At 56.9% G+C, this 17,909-nt stretch carries 14 protein-coding genes and 2 pseudogenes; 6 read left to right on the plus strand and 10 right to left on the minus strand.

Features of this window, described 5'->3' with window-relative positions; genetic code table 11:
• Positions 1–439 precede the first annotated feature (439 nt).
• Together ACYP5B_RS15690 and ACYP5B_RS15695 are read right to left on the minus strand one after the other, a co-directional pair.
• Entirely contained in the window at positions 440–745 is a 306-nt protein-coding gene (locus tag ACYP5B_RS15690; protein WP_018314260.1) for a hypothetical protein, read from the minus strand.
• A gap of 649 nt (positions 746–1,394) precedes the next feature.
• Positions 1,395–2,159 carry a Crp/Fnr family transcriptional regulator gene (locus ACYP5B_RS15695; RefSeq protein ID WP_459570333.1) on the minus strand — a complete coding sequence of 255 codons (765 nt, stop codon included), beginning with the start codon at positions 2,157–2,159 and terminating at the stop codon, positions 1,395–1,397.
• A 73-nt stretch (positions 2,160–2,232) separates the two neighbouring features.
• Between ACYP5B_RS15695 and ACYP5B_RS15700 the strand changes: the two genes are divergently transcribed.
• The gene (locus ACYP5B_RS15700) at positions 2,233–3,693 is read left to right on the plus strand and encodes a hypothetical protein (protein ID WP_459570334.1); all 1,461 of its coding nucleotides are present in this window, start codon (positions 2,233–2,235) and stop codon (positions 3,691–3,693) included.
• A 360-nt stretch (positions 3,694–4,053) separates the two neighbouring features.
• Positions 4,054–5,387: pseudogene (locus ACYP5B_RS15705) on the plus strand (coniferyl aldehyde dehydrogenase).
• A gap of 815 nt (positions 5,388–6,202) precedes the next feature.
• Here ACYP5B_RS15705 and ACYP5B_RS15710 read toward each other — a convergent pair.
• A complete protein-coding gene (locus ACYP5B_RS15710; protein WP_459570335.1) occupies positions 6,203–6,484 on the minus strand; it encodes a hypothetical protein in 282 nt (93 codons plus the stop codon).
• Between the two features lie 324 nt (positions 6,485–6,808).
• Between ACYP5B_RS15710 and ACYP5B_RS15715 the strand changes: the two genes are divergently transcribed.
• Positions 6,809–7,630 carry an ABC transporter permease gene (locus tag ACYP5B_RS15715; protein WP_459570336.1) on the plus strand — a complete coding sequence of 274 codons (822 nt, stop codon included), beginning with the start codon at positions 6,809–6,811 and terminating at the stop codon, positions 7,628–7,630.
• 2 nt (positions 7,631–7,632) lie between these two features.
• On the plus strand, positions 7,633–8,841 hold the full coding sequence (locus tag ACYP5B_RS15720) for an ABC transporter ATP-binding protein (RefSeq protein ID WP_459570337.1): 1,209 nt from the start codon (positions 7,633–7,635) through the stop codon (positions 8,839–8,841).
• Between the two features lie 81 nt (positions 8,842–8,922).
• On the opposite strand, the gene ACYP5B_RS15725 is transcribed toward ACYP5B_RS15720, so the two are convergent.
• The 7 genes and pseudogenes from ACYP5B_RS15725 to ACYP5B_RS15755 form a co-directional block, all read right to left on the minus strand.
• Positions 8,923–10,041, minus strand: a complete 1,119-nt coding sequence (locus ACYP5B_RS15725; RefSeq protein ID WP_459570338.1) for a glycosyltransferase family 4 protein — start codon at positions 10,039–10,041, stop codon at positions 8,923–8,925.
• Between the two features lie 6 nt (positions 10,042–10,047).
• Complete coding sequence (locus ACYP5B_RS15730) at positions 10,048–10,797, minus strand: glycosyltransferase family 2 protein (protein WP_459570339.1); 750 nt, start codon at positions 10,795–10,797, stop codon at positions 10,048–10,050.
• Positions 10,794–11,936 (minus strand): glycosyltransferase family 2 protein, encoded by a 1,143-nt coding sequence (locus ACYP5B_RS15735; protein ID WP_459570340.1) that lies wholly within the window; start codon positions 11,934–11,936, stop codon positions 10,794–10,796. Before ACYP5B_RS15735 ends, ACYP5B_RS15730 begins: the two co-directional genes overlap by 4 nt.
• 36 nt (positions 11,937–11,972) lie before the next feature.
• Complete coding sequence (locus ACYP5B_RS15740) at positions 11,973–12,707, minus strand: class I SAM-dependent DNA methyltransferase (RefSeq protein WP_459570341.1); 735 nt, start codon at positions 12,705–12,707, stop codon at positions 11,973–11,975.
• Positions 12,697–13,869 (minus strand): UbiA family prenyltransferase, encoded by a 1,173-nt coding sequence (locus tag ACYP5B_RS15745; RefSeq protein ID WP_459570342.1) that lies wholly within the window; start codon positions 13,867–13,869, stop codon positions 12,697–12,699. The genes ACYP5B_RS15740 and ACYP5B_RS15745 overlap by 11 nt, the downstream gene beginning before the upstream one ends.
• A complete protein-coding gene (locus tag ACYP5B_RS15750) occupies positions 13,869–15,689 on the minus strand; it encodes a glycosyltransferase (RefSeq protein ID WP_459570343.1) in 1,821 nt (606 codons plus the stop codon). The genes ACYP5B_RS15745 and ACYP5B_RS15750 overlap by 1 nt, the downstream gene beginning before the upstream one ends.
• 437 nt (positions 15,690–16,126) lie before the next feature.
• Positions 16,127–16,792: pseudogene (locus ACYP5B_RS15755) on the minus strand (IS3 family transposase); the annotation flags it as partial.
• A gap of 215 nt (positions 16,793–17,007) precedes the next feature.
• Here ACYP5B_RS15755 and ACYP5B_RS15760 point away from each other — a divergent pair.
• Positions 17,008–17,157, plus strand: a complete 150-nt coding sequence (locus tag ACYP5B_RS15760; protein ID WP_459570344.1) for a helix-turn-helix domain-containing protein — start codon at positions 17,008–17,010, stop codon at positions 17,155–17,157.
• Positions 17,158–17,266: 109 nt separating this feature from the next.
• The gene (locus tag ACYP5B_RS15765) at positions 17,267–17,890 is read left to right on the plus strand and encodes an IS607 family transposase (protein WP_459570345.1); all 624 of its coding nucleotides are present in this window, start codon (positions 17,267–17,269) and stop codon (positions 17,888–17,890) included.
• Positions 17,891–17,909: the final 19 nt, after the last annotated feature.

Below are 17,909 nucleotides of genomic sequence, written 5' to 3' on the forward strand. Positions count from 1 at the left end.
GGCTGAATCAGCCGCCAACTTGCCGGCCGAGGAGGCTGTTCGAGTGACCGTTGTACCTTGCAAGTGGCCGTTGATTGGGTGAGGAGGCGAAGGGCCGCAGTGGGTCGGGAAGAGCCGTCCGCTACCATGGCGGCCAACGGCGGCTTATCGGCCAAAGCTGTCGGTGTGCAGTTGGCCTTGAGGTTGCGTAGGAGTGTCGGCTTTGCAGAGCGCCGAACTGCTGCTCTTGTTGACGTCACTCACACCGGCCGAAAGCGGACGGTCCCGTCGATGCGACTTCAAGTATTTTCTACAACATCAACACTGGACGTAACCGATGCCATGCGAGCGGCGTGCCGCTTGCATGGCCTCCGTGTTGACGGAAATGTCAGATACCATTGACGGAAATGAGTATGGGGTGGTCTGGGGGCTATTCGTTACCGATCTCGCCGACCGCTCATCACGCCCACTTCTTCCCTAGCTCCTCCAGACCAGCCTTTTGCAGATCCTCCTGGCTCATCACAATGCGGAACTTGCAGTTGGCCTGGAAGTTGAGAAAGAAGGGCTCCGCAAAAGCAGGAACGTCGGATGGATTTTCGACGTTGATCAGGAAGACCCCGCAGCGCATTCCGTCTTGCTCAGTAAAGTACACCGCTTCTGGCTTGATCGCTTCGAGGATACGCCCAATGATCTCGCCCGCCTTCCCGCCTCTGACGAGGGAGTTGAAGGGCTCATGAGGGATTTCGACTGTGAGTAGCATCTTCATAATTCACCTTCCCCTTTCATCGCTGCTGCGCCGTGGCCAGACTTTTGCCTCAGGCGCTCGTGCCCGCCTAATGTTGTCGATCAGCGGCCCGTCGATCACGGCGGGTGGGCAAACCGACGCCGTGGCTGGCCAGGGTGCCGATACTACAAGATAGCACCGGCCACTGAAAAAGCTAGTTGTCGGCCCATCCCGCTTGCGGGCGAGGCTGGGCGTGATGGCGTCACGAGACGGCCACACACCGCGAAAGCGAGAAAGCCCGACAAAGCGCGAGTCAGCCCGAGAGGCCATAACAAAGCAGTGACTGGTTGGCTGTCGGCGTGCGCGTCTGATAGTGCGGTCGGATGACACTGCTGTACATTGAGTTGTGCAGAGAAAGCACAACTGTCCGTCGGCATGACCATGTGAATGACGGCACCAACGGCCGCATCCACCCTGATGATGGCGTTACTTACTCCTTAGCGGACCGTCGCCAGAACTGGATCGGCTCCCCAACTGTCCGCTTTGGCCGATAAAGAGACGATCGCCGACCCCCGTCTTGAATGACCGCTTGTCGCCCCTCACCGGACTTGCGGTGGGTAGCGGTCAGATGCCTGCTCATCGGCCAGCATGGTCGTTCTGCGGCCGGGGCGGACGAAGCCATCCGCCCATGTCAGTTGCCGGGTTCGTCCCGTAGGCGCTCCGGATCCATCACGCGGATGCTCCGGAAGGCGACCTCGATCAGCCCGCGCCTTTCCATTAGCTTCAGCAGTTCATTCAGCGTCTGGCGGGACACTCCGACCATCGCAGCAAGATCCACCTGCGAAATCTTCACGGTGACAGGGCCGCTCTGAGGCACCAGTGAACGCTGCAACAGTAGAAGTTCCGCTAGCCTCGCACGTACGCGAGCCTCTGGGGCCATCAGTTTTGTATCCGCGGTATAGCGAAGGACGCCTGCATACCGCTGCGCAATAAGCAGCGCGAAGTACCGGTAGGCCATCGGATCTTCGCCCACGATCCGCTCGAATTGCGCCCTCGAAAGCACAAGCAGTCGCCCGTCCGTGTCGGCAATGACAGACACCGTCGTCTTTTCATTGGTTATCACCGCCAGCGGCCCGAACCAGAAGCCCGGGTTGCCTACGTGGTAGAGGCTCTCCTCGCCGTCGGCAAGCATGCGGGTAACCCGCACTCGCCCCTCCAGCACAGCGCACATTGCCTTGGGCGAGCTTTCCTGGGCTGAAATTAACGCACGCTTGCTGAAGCTGCGCACGGTGCCGTACTCAATGATTTTGCACTGCAACACCTCCGGCAGACTACCGAACCAAGCATCGGCCGCGAGTATGCGACGGATGTCGCGAGAAGAAAGTGTATCTGGCGCAGTCATGGACAGAAATTTGAGGGAGTTGTCGGCGCGGCGACAATTGGGATGACCATCCAAATGTAGTATGCCTCGGAACCGCACGATGCAGGCCGGTTTCACACCCACACGCCCCAAAGCAAGGAGACGAGCAGTGATTCAAGAGATTAGCGCTATCGCACCCACGCAGGCCAGCGGCCATAGGAAGTATCGACGGTTCGCAACGACCCTGGCATTTGCGGCTGGGTGCCTGGTGTTCGCCACCGCAAATGCGCAAACGCCGACGACGCAGTTCACCGAATCAACGCGCGCCATCGCCGCTGGCAAAGACCCGATTCCCGGCCCGCGCAACTGCTTCTGGTCGCGCGGCCCCGCCAGCGCCGATCCCTATATCAATATTGCGTACCCAGATGCAGGCACCTTCTATTGGGCGGCGACGTTCTCTGTGCCTGACGGGGCCAAGCTGTCCGTTGAGGGAGACTTCCCGCATTCCCGCTACATGTCCCTGATCAGCTATGACGGCGCCGGCGTCCCGGTCGAATCGGTGGCCGACTACCTGATCAAACCGGTGCCGGGCGCCAGCAACCCCTTCCTGCCCGGTGCCGAACGCAACACTAAAGCACGGGGGTACTCGCTGGCGGTCGTCGATAGCGCGCCGCCGGCCAATCAGCCGGTCGGTATGAATCAGGTTGGCCAGCAACGTGCGACATTGCACGCACCCAAATACGGTGCTGGCCAGCAGGTGATTCTGTATCGAATTTATGCGCGCGACAAGGGGGCAGACGAGACTGGCGGAGTCGAGCTGCCGGTCCCAGTGCTGACGTTGGCAGACGGCAAGGTGCTGAAGGGCGATGCGGCGTGCCCGGCCTTGCGGACAAAACAGCCGCTCCAGTTAGACGCTGCCGCCGTCGCGGTCCCGTTGGAGAAGTACCATGAACTCATTGCCGCCGCACGCGAAGTGGGGAAGGCGAAGAATGAGCCGGCCTATCCGGCTACCAACCCGCCAACCTGGTATATCCAGTACGATCGCGACTATCTGTACAGCCTCTACACAGGCAAGCCATTAGCCAATCCGAAGAAGAGCACAGGCGGCTTCTATCCGAATCTGGACAACCAGTACATTCGTACCATTGTCAGTCGCAAACTTGGCAAGGTGTTCGTCATCCGCGGCAAGGCCCCTACAACGCCCAGAACGTACAACGGCGACACATCCATGGGTAGCGGTGATCTTCGCTACTGGTCGATGTGCTCCAACCAGGGTTTCGCCAACACCCGGGTCAACGCTTGCGCCTATGACGAGCACATTCCCGTAGGCCCGGATGGCTTCTATACCATCGTCGTCAGTCGGAAAGAGGATCGTCCGCGCAATGCTATCAATGAGTGCGGCATTACCTGGCTGCCGATGGCGGATGACGGCGACGGCGCGGCGGACGCCGACGTCACGGTGGTGCAATTGCGGCACATGCTCGGGACGTCCAACTTCCCCCATGCCGTGCAAGCGATTGAAAAGCCCGGCGATGAACGAAAGGTCATGGGGGACTACTATCCGCAGGGCCGCTACATGTCGACCTCCGCATTTGAAATAGCGCTGCCTTGTATGCCTGGCAAGGGCTGATCCAAGGCGTTGGCAACGTGGCCATCCTTAACAAAGGTGGCTGCGGATTCCCTGGGCGGGTCCACCGCCTCGCACACCCGCGGATTCGCTCGACGTCGGTGGATGCACTATATCCGGCGCGGGGCCGCATTCTTAGGCCCAGCTCGGACCGGGTCTTCCAGCGGACACTACGGCCCTGAGTTTCGTGCACCAAGTGAGTCACTCCCTGGTGAAGGTGTGCTCCTGATGACACGCTCCAAAATATAGGAGCCTTCTGGGTTCCGGTTATCGCTATGAGCTATGTACCAAATCAGCTCCGAACTGCGCATCTCACTCGATTCCACGCTCGCGCTGCAGCGCCGCGCCAGCCAGGCACATCCAATGCCTGGCCTGGACGAACGGCGCAAAGACCTGCAGACGCTGGGGCGCTTCATCCGCACCAATAAGCATGATATTTGCGCAGCGATCAGTGCCGACTATGGCAATCGCTCACAACACGAGACCCTGCTGCTGGAAATCTTCCCGGTCATCGACGCCATCGACCATGCGCTGAAGCACCTCGCACGGTGGATGCGCCCCCAATACCGCGGGATCGACCGGCGCCTGTTCTTTGGCGCACGCAACCAGGTTATTCCACAGCCGCTTGGCGTAGTTGGGGTGATCGTGCCATGGAACTTCCCGGTCAATCTCAGCCTGATGCCTTTGGTCTACATCTTTGCTGCCGGCAATCGCGCGATGGTGAAGATGTCGGAGAACTCGCGGGCGCTGGCACGACTGCTGGTCGATCGCATACCCGCCTACTTTCCGCCTGAAAAACCGACATTCTTTGACGAGGCCGGTGACGTTGGCATTGCGTTCTCCGGCTTGCCATTCGATCATCTGCTATTCACCGGATCCAGCCAGACGGGGCGCGCCGTGATGGCAGCGGCTGCACGGAACCTGTGCCCAGTAACGTTGGAGCTGGGGGGCAAGGCCCCCGCGATTGTGTGCGACGATTTCCCGCTGCCGCGGAACGCATCCTGTACGTCAAACTGCTCAATAGTGGGCAGATATGCACGACAGTGGATCACGTATGGTTGCCTGAAGCAAAGGTCAATGCATTCGTCGAGCTCGCCAGGCAGATCGTGCCGGCTCGATATCCGGAGATGGATACGGCCGACTACACCTCGATCATTGACGATCGTGCGTTCACGCGACTAGTTTCGGCACTGAACCACGCACGTGAGCGCGGTGCCGTGTTGATCCCTCTTTTGCCGGGGACAGCCTGGAATGCTCGCAAGTGTAAGATCAACCCGCATATTGTCATCAATGCGCCACCGGACACTGATCTTCTTCAACAGGAAATCTTCGGTCCCATTCTGCCAATCCGCAGCTATCGGTCGCTTGAGGAGGTTGTGACCACCGTCAATGCCGGGCCGCGTCCACTCGCGTTGTATCCGTTCAGCAATGATGCGCGGACAGTACGGATGCTATTGGAGCATGTGCTCTCCGGCGGAGTTTCCGTCAACGATGCGCTGTTCCATGTGGGGCAACACGATCTGCCATTTGGTGGGGTTGGTGAATCTGGCATGGGGCACTATCACGGCCGGGAAGGGTTCGAAACCTTTTCAAAGATGCGGCCAGTCTTCTACCAAGCGTCATTCAGCACGCTGAAGTTTTTGATGCCACCGTATGGCAAGTTGATTGACGGGGTCCTGGCCTTCATGACGCGGTGATGTAGACGGAGAATACGAGGCTATTTTTCTTGGTCACCCGGACTGTTCCCGGGCAGAAAGGCGAATAACCTGAACCCAGCCGATGAAGCGACAAGCTCCAGCGGCGTCCTGAATGACTGTTCGCCGGCGCTCACCGGACGTTCCGCGGGAAGAGCCTGGATGCCTGCTCCTCGGCCGTTTCAGCCATTAAGGCTAGCTGGGACGAACGTCTCCGATGGGTCGAGAAGGGCCGACCGGCAGCCACCTGGAGAAGGTCGCCTGTTGTTAAGGATTGTTTGATGTCTGCCCTCGTCTGCAGGACTGTGAGAGGGAGCGGCGCGTGTGGGCAGGCGTCGAACAATCCTTAACAAAAGCCGCCGGCGGGCGGTTGGCCTTCTGGGTCCATCACGAGTGTCCCCTTTGAAAAACGCCGAACCGCCGCTCTCGACCCATCTCGGTCATTGAGCCATCCCTGCGGCGATAGTGATTGCAGTAGGTGAGCGGCAACTCCAACTATCGACCGACCGTGTAATGAAGAAGGCCAAGAAGGGAGAGCGGCCGACTGACGACCGTGGTTCGGCTGCATTTGACCTAAACCCCGTACGCCCGGGAGCACATCAGGACCGCCCAGGAACACCTCCAAGACAATCGTCCTGCCACCGATATGTCCCTGCCAAGCGCGGCCCCCCGTGCTCTGGTGGCGCCCAGGCTAGGGACGACCACCTAGTCATCGGTGCCAGCTCGCAGCCTATTGTAGTTACACACAAACGAAATCAGTTGACACCGGCCTCCACCGCAAGCCGGTATCAACCGCAGGGACGCCTGCACTGCGCCTGCTACCACTCGATGCACTTCCCCTCCACCGTCATGATGTCGTCCAGCTCGCTCTGCGAGGCGTTTCTTGGCCCAATCACGCCCAGGGCGCCAGCCGTTCTTGATCCGCAGTCGACCGACACAATCGGGTCATAGCCGTAGGTGTCCTCATCAAACATGTCGATGCGCTTGAGTTCGGCCGTGATAGCATCGGCTAACCCCTTCGTCAGCAACTTCTCGATTTCCTTCACGTCGCCTGTTCGCGCACCAGAACGAATTTGATTGCGCAGCACCGAGTTTGGCATTGACCTATGCCGACTTCTGTGCTGTAACCTCCAATGCAGTTGGGACATAGAGGACGCTTAAGAGTGCTGACCCGGCGCCGCTGTCACTGCCTCAGACTTGCAGAACGTCGCTAAGCAAGGCAGCCCAACAGTTGGCGGGTCGAGTTCTGCCCATGGTAGCATGCGCCTCGTTCCCGCCGGGACACTCACGCTTGGGGCTGGGGCGCTTGCTCAGGGGACGAGTTTCTACCTTGATTGTCTCGCCCTGCTGTTCCGGTACCCTTACTATGACGAGCCCGTTGAATAAGTTTCTTGGAGCGGTGCTGTGCGTTTAACACGAAAAGCATGAAACCTCGATTCTCTACCACGGCCGGCGCCCGCCCTCGCGCAATGAGCGAGATCCATCGCTATTGGTATCCGCTGCTTACGCTGACGCGTCGTGAAATGCGCAAGCGCTACGCAACCACGCTCCTCGGTTCAATGTGGACGGTGCTGCTTCCGTTGGCAATGTTGGGCATCTATCTGACCGTATTCGGATTCATACTGCGTGCCGGACAGACTCAGGCAGAAGCATGGGATCACGCTTTTAACTTGCTGGCGGGTCTGTTGCCCTTTCAGGCGTTCGCGGACGGGCTGCACCGAGCCTGCACGTCGCTACGCGAGGATCGCTCACTTCTTGAATATGAGCGGTTTCCCGGTGAGGTGCTGGCCCCAACGAGAGTACTCACTGCCTCGGTCGCCGAGGCTGTCGGGATGCTATTGCTGTGCTTGGCGGCAGCGTTTCATGGCAGACCGACGGGATTGCTAGTCCTGGCATTGCCGGCAGCCATTCTGCTGCGAATCTTGTTCACGGTGGGGCTCGCCTGGACGTTAAGCATTCTTTCCGTCTTCGTTACCGACATCGCCGAAGTCCTCGCTTTTGTGACCACCGCCTGGATGTTCCTGACACCCATCTTGTACAGCCCGGCCGCATTGCCGGATGCCCTCGTCTGGACATTGCCATTCAATCCGCTGTATCACCTGGTGGAGATGTACCGCGGCATCGTCTTGCACGGGCATGTTGAGTGGGGGCTAGTGCTCGTCGTCGCGGCTTGGGCATTCGCGTCGGCTGCAATTGGAGCCTGGTTTTTCAGAAAATCCATCGCCCGTACAAAGGACTTCCTGTAGGTATGTTTAGCATTCGCGCCCAATCCTTAGGCAAGGCATACCAGCTCTACCGCAACCCGATCGACAGCCTGAAGGATCTGTTCTTCCGGCGACGCTATGCGGAAACGCATTGGGCAGTCCGGGACGTCAACTTCGAAGTCGCTGCCGGCGGTTCGATTGGCATCGTTGGCGAAAACGGTGCAGGAAAGTCGACCCTGCTGAAGCTGATCGCGGGGGCCCTCACGCCCAGCAACGGCCATGTCGAGCGGTCCGGCCGAGTCGCTGCTATCCTTCAACTTGGCGCCGGATTTCACCCCGATCTTTCCGGCCTGGAGAACATCCGCATTGGTTGCGCTGTCCTGGGACTGTCGCCTGCAGAGACCGAAGAGATCTTGCCCCGTATCGTGGAATTCTCCGAACTCGGTCACTTCATCGAAAGACCGCTACGGACCTACTCGTCCGGCATGTTCCTGCGCCTGGGGTTCTCAGTCGCCACCGCCATCAACCCTCACATTCTGGTCGTGGATGAGCACCTGTCAGTTGGCGACCAGCATTTCCGCTTGAAGTGTATGCGTCGGATCATGGCGTTGCGGGAGGCAGGCTGCACCCTGGTATTCTGCTCACACGACTTGTTCGCCGTCGGGGAAGTCTGCGAAAGAACGCTATGGATGCATGAGGGGCAGCCAAAGATGCTGGCGGAGACCCAAAGCGTCCTGAAAGCCTATCAGGACTATGTACGCGAAAAGGATGCCCCCTCTTCGCCCTCCCCTTCTTCTGCGCAGACGGCATCCTCCATTGAGCGCAAGCATGCCACCGAAAACTACCTGCGAGAAGTTTCACTAGCCGGAGACATCCGGGACGGAAGTATAGAGACGGGAGGCAGGCTGGAACTGAGGGTCATCGCGGAGATCGCCAACGCCGCATGGCGCGACGGTGTCCATCTGGGGGTGCTTATCGTGCGCAACGATGCGGTCTGGTGCTATGGCATCAGCACCAAGATGGAAGGAATGGCCACAGGACTCCATCCGCTCGGTGGCAAGTCCTATGGCGCCAGCTTCATTGTCGACGACCTTCCGCTGTTGTCCGGGCAGTATTCGTTCACTGTGGCGCTAATGGATGACCGCAGCCCTCTCATCTACGACACTTGGACAAACGCGGCACCTTTCACAGTCAGGCATTCGGGCAAGGAGGTCGGATTGTCTCGAATCCCGCACCGTTGGGAACCGATATGAAGCGGACGGAAATCGGCTCCACCTCCAACTATTTCGCTCAGGAATCGCTGATCAATTCATGGCCTTTCATGCGCGAGTAAGCTATTTTGCCGATTTGGCCAGAACGTTATACAAGTCGACATAGGCTTCGGCCATCATATCACCCGTGAAAAATCGGCGATATCGTTCTTCGGCACGCCGCCCCATTTCTGTCGCAACATTGGGATGATCCCAAAGATATTGCATTGCCTGGCGCAATGCAAAAGGGTCGCTCGGCGGCACCACGAGGCCCGTTTCACCAGCAATATTGACAAAGGTCGTGCCGGTGCCAATCTCGCTCGAGATCATAGGTTTACCGTACATGGCCCCCTCCAGCAAAGAAACACCAAATGCCTCCGAACGTAGATGAGAGGGGAATACCACTCCGTAACATGAAGTGAGCAGGGCGACTTTGTCCTCATTCGTAACGTGCCCCAAAAAGTGTATATCGCGCTCACCCAAAGAACTCGCTTGCCTTCTAAGTTCCTTTTCTAGCGGCCCCGAACCAACAATCACGATGGGGAAGTCCGTTCCCCTGGCGGCTTCAATGAGGATATGAAGCCCTTTGTAATAGCGAAGGACGCCTACAAACAAGAAAAACTTCCTCCCAAATTTCCGGAACCAGAATTCTTTTCTTGCTTCTGTGGTTGTTGGATACATTTCCTTATCCAAACCAATTGGGATGACGCTCACTTTGTCAGAGTACTTTTTTAATACTCCGCTAGTGGCAAGATAATTCGGAGATGTCGCCACGATGCGATCTACGCTCGAAAGAAAATTTCTTTTCAGCGGGCGATAGAGTTGAAGCAAAAATCTTTGCCGAATGATATCCGAGTGATAAGTGACGAGCGTTGGTTTGCGGACTTTTGTTGTCAAATGCACCAAATCCATGAAAGGCCATGGAAAATGGTAATGAATAACGTCTGCTTGATCCGCCAGATTCTTGAAACTCGAAAGCGCGGAAATTGAAAAGCCTGTCGAGGCGATCTGCGCGGTCAGCTTGGCCCGATGCGCCAAATAGCCATTTAATTCTATTATTTTCGGCAACGGCTTTGAGGATAGCGACAGCACCTCCGCCTTCACGCCAAATTTACTGGAGCCTTTCGCAATCTGGTTGATCACCTGCTCGATGCCACCCATCGAGTCCGGAAAAAACGTCTTATAAAAATGAAGAATCCGCATTGACGATCAGCAATACAATATCGACTTAAACCAGACGGCATAAGGCTGGTATAACCACCATTTTAGCGGCACACGCCCATAGTGTTGACGAACAGTTGCCATGGCTTCCCGATAATGATCGCGCCGCCGACTCCTTGTTTTTGTATGCATATGTTCGCGATTGGACGCGACAAATTGATCGAACATCAACATCGGTCCAATCTGTTTGTAAAGTCGCCACCACAGGTCGTAATCCATGCACATCTGTAATCGCGGATCGATGCCGCCAACCGCTTCCCACGCGCTTCGCCGAATGAGCGTGGCAGGCTGCGAAACGATGCAACGTAAAGCGAGACGACGCTCATCAAATGGCTCAGTCCAAACCGGGTGACGTCTTCCGGATTTCTCTTGAAAATTCCAACTGCGGCCATAAACCGCAGGCACGCCCGGGTGGTTTTCGAGTTCGTAAAGCATATTCGATAACCCATCAGGCAGGTAAAAGTCATCGCTATTGAGCCAACAAACATAAGGCGCACGTCCGTTGGCAATACCTTCGTTGATGGCGGCTGCTTGCCCCTCGTCAGGATGACTGCGCCATCCCGCCAAGCGACTCTCCCACTTGTTGATGACTGCGAGTGAGTTATCGGTCGATCCGGCATCCAGAACAAATACCTCGACGGGAATTTTCTGCGAAAAGATTGACGCGAGTGCCTGATCGAGAAACCGCCCTTGATTGAAGGACGGAACGGTAATAGTTATCAATGGCGAGGTGATCATGCCCGATCGGTAGTTGCCGGTGATCGACGAAAACGCGAGACCTCGAACTTGAATCTATGCCTCTGAAAAAATACTCGAAGCTGGTGGCGATAGTCTGCACACAAATGCCTTAGTAAAAATGGAAAGATAGCCTTTCTTATTCTTCTGTGACCTGGGATTTCCCCGAATATGCGTGCACGAATCCGGTTCATTTCCTGATAACCGATATCGGTGATGGCAGCGGACGTTTTCTGGTGCCCATGAATTCGGAAAGCGCCAAGAAATCGAGGTATATGCGCAAACTTCGCACCTGCCTCTCGAAACCGTACGAGCAAGTCCCAATCCATGGCAAACCTGAAACTTTCATCGACACGGCCACCAATATCGACCCACGCTCGGCGACGCCAGAATAGTGTTTCCTGGGGGATATAGTCAGCCCATGACAGAACCTTAGGATCATGACCCGGCAATATCCATCTTCCGATTTGAAGATCATTTTCATCGATCAACAAGCGATCACCATAAACAACGTCAACGTCGGGGTGACGATTAAAGTAGTCGACAACCGTATGGATGGCTCCTGGCAGCAGTACATCGTCGGAGTTTATCCATGCCATGATTTCGCCAGTACAGCGGCCGAACCCCAGATTGATGGCGTCCGATTGACCGCTATCCGGTTTTGATTCCCATCCACTGAGCCTATCTTGACAGGAGCGCAGAATGTCGACAGTTTCATCTTCAGAACTCCCATCCTGAACAAAGTATTCGAGGCTAGGATACTGCTGGCCAAGAACACTTTCGATGGTCCGCCGAATGTATCTCCCTTGCTCAAAAGAGGGAGTTACGATGGAGACTCGCGGCGTATGGACCAGTGAAGGAAGTTTTTGATAATGTACCGAGAGATAAATAGGGCGCGGCGGATGCTGATGAAGATTTCCAAGGCGTGGCCGTGTCCCACGGATCAACGCGCGTATCGTCCGCCCGATGATTCTCCTCACCCATGAGAATGTCCATAAGGGATGGCGAAAAACGGCGAACGCTGCCCGATAGGCCGAGACGGCCTCGGCTAGTTCCTGAATAATCGCTTCCTTTTCTTCCAGTTGTTTGACGACTGCATTAAACTGGAGGCGCAACTGTTCATAATCTTGGTCGTTGTTCATCGTGCTGAGCCAATCGATACCTTAGTTCTCGACCAGTTAAGTCGCGCCCGAAACGGCAGACGATCTTTTTCCCGAGGCGACCAAGGCGGGGTGCCCCACCCAACCAGGAAAGACCGGAGGAAAGCGAATGATATCCACCTGACTGAAGTACATTTGGAAGCGCTCCACCATGTACTCAAGGTTCGGCGCGAGCATCTGCGAGTGAACTTTGCGGCCATCTTCTTCAATGTAACTCCACACAATGCCTGTCACTTGCACACGTCCGCCCCAAGACTCCCACGGCGTGGGTGCAAAATATGGCAGGTTGACTCCGGCGATCAGCCTGGGATCGCCCAGCGGCACGAAACAAGTTCCAGAAGGACTCGTCCAGGACCACATATTGCGTATGACCTTATCCAACTCATCCATCGTGCTGACAAGCCCGTAGGCGTACCACATGCAGGTCACCAGATCCCAACGGCTCTCCCACGATAGCAAGGGCTCCCGAAAATCATGGAGAAGCAGCGGGATGCCCGGATTTCCTTCGCGTGCCCGGTGGATCATTGCGGGCGAAATGTCTATCCCCGCGCGTTCGATGTGCGGGAAGTGACGCAGGAAATAGCCTGTGCCGCAGGCAGCATCCAGCCAAGTACCTCCATCGGCCATAAATTGTTTGAGCAGTTCCAGTTGATGCTCGGTGTCGGACCGGCATATCGGTGAATCAAGGAACTTCTCGTCATATGACGCGGCATATTCGTCGTCATAGAGTCGCGCGACGTAGTCACGATCCATTCGGCTCCCCTGGGTGTAGCTGGCGTTTGAGTCGGAACTGCGCGTACCGATGACAGATGTGGCTACGCGATACCCTGGCTACTGCATTGAGGTCGCGAATTTGGAGTAAAGCGGTTCGACGGAACAGGCCAAGTTGCAAAAAAGGCAGCCATGCCCAGATCGGACCGGTTAAAGCCAATTGCAACGTTGCGGATAGCGGGAGCGAGAGGTAGTAAAAGAAATCGTTCACGAACGGAAATGAGGCACGTGTATTACGCGGATCGCTGTTCAGCGCGAATTGGAATCCCAATCGGTATTTCAACGCTTCAACCAGACAGTAGATCAACAGGCCAAGCACGGCCAGTGGGCAACCGCGGGACACGATGAATACGAAGGCGGCACTAACCGGCAATTCCACGAATAGGTTATATCTGGGCAAGAACCGCTCGATCTGCCCAGGCGCGGCCTGGGTAGCAAGCGTGACTGTGCTCGATGCCCGGTCATTTTCCCGATCTGCGACTTGATGATTGAGTATGCCTTTGATTCCCAGCGCGCTCGACCAGATGAGGGCGGCTGCCGAAAAAACCATGAGATGGCCCGACACATCCGCGATCTGATGAGACAGTACCGCTAACACCAGCAACGTGGGTGTGAGGTGAGCGCCCGCCGCATCGCAGAGCACTCCCGCAAGTCCCCGTACTTTCAGACGAACGCCGGGCACGGAATAGATCGTCGGCCATAGGTAATTCAGCGCAAGAAGTAAATAGCCCCATGAAGAATAACTCACCGCGAGCGCCGGTAAGTAGCCAAGGCCCACGAGTGCCGCACAAACCAGAGCTCGTCGTCCCGGCCTCAGTCTTTCCATCGCATTCGGCTTTCCCGCTCGTCTGTCGGACTCAATGTCAAAAATGTCATTGATCACGTGACCATATGCCGCCACACAGGCAATGGAAAAGAAAAGAGACGGCAGCAGAACGGCGATCTGTCCGGGCGCCAATCCGAACTGAAGAATGTACAAATAAGCCACCGCGAGCAGCGGCGGCATCTTCGAATACCACCAATGATCGAACCGGATCGATTCCTTGATGGCCTGGATACCGTGCAGGAAGCGCGAGACATGGCGGGCGCGTTTTGTCGAAGGCATTGCTTCCGTACTCGACCCGCAATCGTGTAAGCGTTCCATCAGTTCCTACCTCGCAGAAGGCGTCGGACGTGGTCGGCGTAGGATCTTGCTTCCAACTTTTCGATGATGCCGAGCCTAGCCGCACAGGTTTCTTCCGCGCGCCGCCAGTGATCTTGCAAACCTTCTATCACTTCCGACCTGGCATCGAGTTCCTGTTGCTGACGCTCAATGACCTCGAGCCTGGCCGCACACGCCTCCTCCACTCGCAGCGAGTGATCTTGCAAACCTTCTATCACTTCCGACCTGGCATCGAGTTCCTGTTGCTGACGCTCAATGACCTCGAGCCTGGCCGCACACGCCTCCTCCACACGCAGCAAGTGATCCTGCAAACCTCTTATCACCTCCAATCGGGCATCGAGTTGCTTTTGCAAGTTCTCTATAACCTGGTTTTGACTCATGCATACGCTGTCCGCCACTTGCACATGTCTTTGCAACACGCGCACTTCTTCGGTCAAGCAGTGGATCGTCAACGACTTTTGTAACGTGCCGACGGCAGCATCGGGATCGGTGCTGTCATGCGCATGTCGCGACGTCGATTGTCGGGGCGACGTCGTGAGCCTGCTCTTTTGGATCAAATCCCGGTAGAGCGCCACATGACGGTTCGCCTGAAGTGAGGAGGAATGTGCTTCGCTCGCCAAAGCGCGGGCACGCCGTCCCATTTCCTTCCGCACTGAAGCATCGCCCACAAGGCAAAGTAATGCCTGGACAAATTCTGGTTCGTCTGCTGCAGGAATCAACCGGCCATTGACGCCGTCATGAAGGACTTCGGGAATGCCCCCCACCGAGTAAGCGATCGCGGGAGTTCCGCAGCTCAGCGCCTCCAATAACATATTCGGCAGATTATCCTCAAGGGAAGGGAGAAGAAACAAATCGCTCGCCGCGTACGCCAATGCCATCTGCTCCTCTTGCGGAATTCGCCCCAAAGGAATGAGAGGCATATCGCCGTAGGCTTGACTGGCTGGTTGATCTCCCACCCACAACAAACGGGCACCGCTACTGACAAAACGCGGATCGTGGACGACCTCGCCAAGCACGCGGGCAAGGGACTCGAAACCTTTGCGTTTTTCCTCGGTGTGATCTGCTCCGCAGAGTATGTAGATTCCATCACGCGCCAAACCCAATGCCTCGCGTGCTTCAACCCGGGAACGTGGCGCAAAAACATCCGCGTCGATGCCATTTGGTATGGTCTCTATGCGCGCCTTGTCTCGTAACATCGCACTCAATCGGGCCTGCTCCGCAATCCAGCGGGAGGGGGCAATGATGGTCAGGTTAGCCACATCGATCAGCTCGATTTGCTCCCGCAAGGCTGCAGCCGGCAAGTCCAGAGGGTCATAACGCAACTGTGGGCAGCTAGCGCAGATGTCCTGGAATTTCGAGCACCCTGCCGGGAAATGGCAGCCCCCCGTCAATGGCCTGAGATCGTGCAGCGTCCACGCTACCGGTTTACCCAGCGCCATCAGCCGCCGTATATTGGCAGGCGTCTGCATAGATGCGACCCAATGCAGATGTATGACATCCGCGGCCTCGACCGCCGGATGGCGGCTGAGGTCCGATCCGGCAAGCGAGACAGAGAAATGTGTGTTGCTGATATCGGTGCGATTGTGAGCAGCGAAAACGCGCTGTACAAGCTCAACATTCTGGAACGACCCCGTATCCGTGACCCACGGCTCGATCAACTCGACAGTGGGATCGATGGAACGCTTGTGTTGGACAAGTAGGCGTGAATTCACTCCCTGCCGCAGGAGGAACTGATGCAACCGATAACAGGAACGCGCAGCACCCCCACTGACATCATTGGCATTGACATGGACGACATTCATTCGCCACGCCTCCCGCCAAGCCGAAAGCATGCAGCGCCCCCGCCTCTAGCCGTGACAAATCTCGTGCGCGGGCAACCCATAATCTACGTGTTTGGTGTGTTGTACCAGTCCCTGCCGTCAACTGGGAGTCGCACTTGAGGATCCCGTCGCGACAGTAGCATCTTCTTATAGGGCCCTACTAACGATCGAGCTTAGTGACGCGCATGAAGTTGGAGCGAACTCGAACTGCCTCGCCCGTATTCTATCCGTAATTCGTGGTAACCACGAGGCGTTGTTGCATTATTGATGCCTTCCATAAATCATGACATCATCACAAGTTCGCCTGAATCCAGCAGGCCGTAATGATCGACGGGAGGTGTTGTGCGCTCTTGAGCTTGTTGCGGGCGGTGGTCCGCAATTCGTCGAGGTTTGGCCTTGCCCCTGTTCCACGAATCCCATCACCGAGGGAATAAGGCAGCCCGGTGTTGCTGAGCTGCGAACCAGTTTTTCTCGAACGTCATGGGGCTGACGTAGCCAAGGGTCGAGTGAGGTCGAGTGGCATTATAAAAGCTCAGCCAGTCAATTACCTCGTCCATTGCCGCGCGGCGGGTAGCGAACTGGCGGCCACGCAAGCGAGCAACCTTCAATGCCCCCACAGGCTCTCGGTTGGGGCATTATCCCAGCAATCCCCCTGCGACTCATCGAGGAGCACATGCCATACGCCTTCAGGGCGTCCTGAAACAGGTGACTGCAGTACTGACTGCCTCGGTCGCTATGCATAATCACGCCGGTCGCCGCCGGAACCAGGCCATACGCAGCGCGTCCGTGACCAGTTCGGCCTTCATGTGCGGCTGCATCGACCAGCCGACCACCTGGCGGCTGAACAAGTCGATGATGACCGCCAAGTACAGCCAGCCTTCGGCCGTCGCCACATATCTGATGTCGCTCGTCCAGACTTGATTCGGCGCAGCAGGGCTAAAGTCGCGCTCCAGCAAATTGGCGGCCACCGGCAAATCGTGGTTCGAGTTGGTGGTCGCTATGTACTTGCGCTTGTGCCGGGCACGAATGCCGTGCTGCGCCATCAGTTTGCGAACACGCTCCTTGCCAACCCGTACACCGCGACCGTATATCGTGCCGGCGTGACATCTCGACGAAAGCGTCGAGGCTGATCCCATGATGCGGCGCACATGCCGCGTGGAAATTGATGCGTTTAACGCACTTATCAGGCCGCGAACCCATCGGGCGGTTTCGCTTTCGTCACGGTGCGACAAGCTTCGGCGTCGAGCGTAGTACGCACTAGACTGAAGAACGCAGAACTGGCATCCGGATGATCCGAACAATGCGCAAGCTCGAAGGCGTGGTCGGCTTCGTCGCCGTAGTGGAAGCTGGCGCGATCAGCGAGGCCGCGCGCCGGCTCCATCTGTCCAAATCCGTCGTCTGCGAGCACTTGGCCGAGCTGGAAAAAATTCTTTGGGAGCGACCCTGCTGAGACGCACGACACGACGGCTGGCGCCTACCCGGAATGGCCCACCGCCTCCGGCTCCGGAGCGAGCAACTGATACTTCATTCTTGCTCAGAAGTATCTATAATCGCTCGCCATGAGCAAGGTTTATCGGATCAACGAATTCGCAAAGCGCATCGGACGGGCTCCCAGTACGGTGCGCCGCTGGGAGCGCGAAGGCATCCTGGCGGCTAAGCGCCTGCCTTCCGGACATCGGTACTTTGACGAGTCCGATGTTCGGGCGATGCTTGGCGGCGGGCCTGAGAAGCGATCGACAATCGTGTACTGCCGTGTCAGTAGCGCTGGGCAGCGCGACGACTTGCGATCTCAGGTGGCGGCGATGGAGGCATACTGCCGGGCTGGCGCAATTGCTGTTGACGAGTGGATTCAGGAAGTCGGCGGCGGCATGAACTTCAAGCGCAAGCGTTTCCTCGTGCTGATTGAGCGCATCCAGCGTGGTGAGATTGAGCGAGTTCTCATCGCCCACAAGGACCGGCTCGTTCGCTTCGGATTCGACCTGCTCGACCATCTTGCGCGCGGGAACGGATGTGAGATCATCGTGGTTAATCAGGAATCGCTGTCGCCAGAGCAGGAAATGGTTGAGGACCTGCTTGCCATCGTCCATACGTTCTCATGCCGCCTGGACGGCATGCGCAAGTACAAAAAGCAGATCAAGGAAGACTATCCGGGTAGCAAGGTACCGAAGGAAATTCTGGAATGACAACCGTCACCCGCACTCT

This window comes from Cupriavidus sp. 8B (genome assembly GCF_054589115.1).

Excerpts from the sequence above, each read along its gene's own strand:
- ACYP5B_RS15730 (WP_459570339.1), bottom strand. The coding sequence starts at position 10,797 with ATGATCACCTCGCCATTGATAACTATTACCGTTCCGTCCTTCAATCAA.
- ACYP5B_RS15760 (WP_459570344.1), top strand. The coding sequence starts at position 17,008 with ATGCGCAAGCTCGAAGGCGTGGTCGGCTTCGTCGCCGTAGTGGAAGCT.
- ACYP5B_RS15740 (WP_459570341.1), bottom strand. The coding sequence starts at position 12,707 with ATGGATCGTGACTACGTCGCGCGACTCTATGACGACGAATATGCCGCG.
- ACYP5B_RS15750 (WP_459570343.1), bottom strand. The coding sequence starts at position 15,689 with ATGAATGTCGTCCATGTCAATGCCAATGATGTCAGTGGGGGTGCTGCG.
- ACYP5B_RS15735 (WP_459570340.1), bottom strand. The coding sequence starts at position 11,936 with ATGAACAACGACCAAGATTATGAACAGTTGCGCCTCCAGTTTAATGCA.
- ACYP5B_RS15710 (WP_459570335.1), bottom strand. The coding sequence starts at position 6,484 with ATGCCAAACTCGGTGCTGCGCAATCAAATTCGTTCTGGTGCGCGAACA.
- ACYP5B_RS15765 (WP_459570345.1), top strand. The coding sequence starts at position 17,267 with ATGAGCAAGGTTTATCGGATCAACGAATTCGCAAAGCGCATCGGACGG.
- ACYP5B_RS15690 (WP_018314260.1), bottom strand. The coding sequence starts at position 745 with ATGAAGATGCTACTCACAGTCGAAATCCCTCATGAGCCCTTCAACTCC.
- ACYP5B_RS15720 (WP_459570337.1), top strand. The coding sequence starts at position 7,633 with ATGTTTAGCATTCGCGCCCAATCCTTAGGCAAGGCATACCAGCTCTAC.
- ACYP5B_RS15715 (WP_459570336.1), top strand. The coding sequence starts at position 6,809 with ATGAAACCTCGATTCTCTACCACGGCCGGCGCCCGCCCTCGCGCAATG.
- ACYP5B_RS15745 (WP_459570342.1), bottom strand. The coding sequence starts at position 13,869 with ATGGAACGCTTACACGATTGCGGGTCGAGTACGGAAGCAATGCCTTCG.
- ACYP5B_RS15725 (WP_459570338.1), bottom strand. The coding sequence starts at position 10,041 with ATGCGGATTCTTCATTTTTATAAGACGTTTTTTCCGGACTCGATGGGT.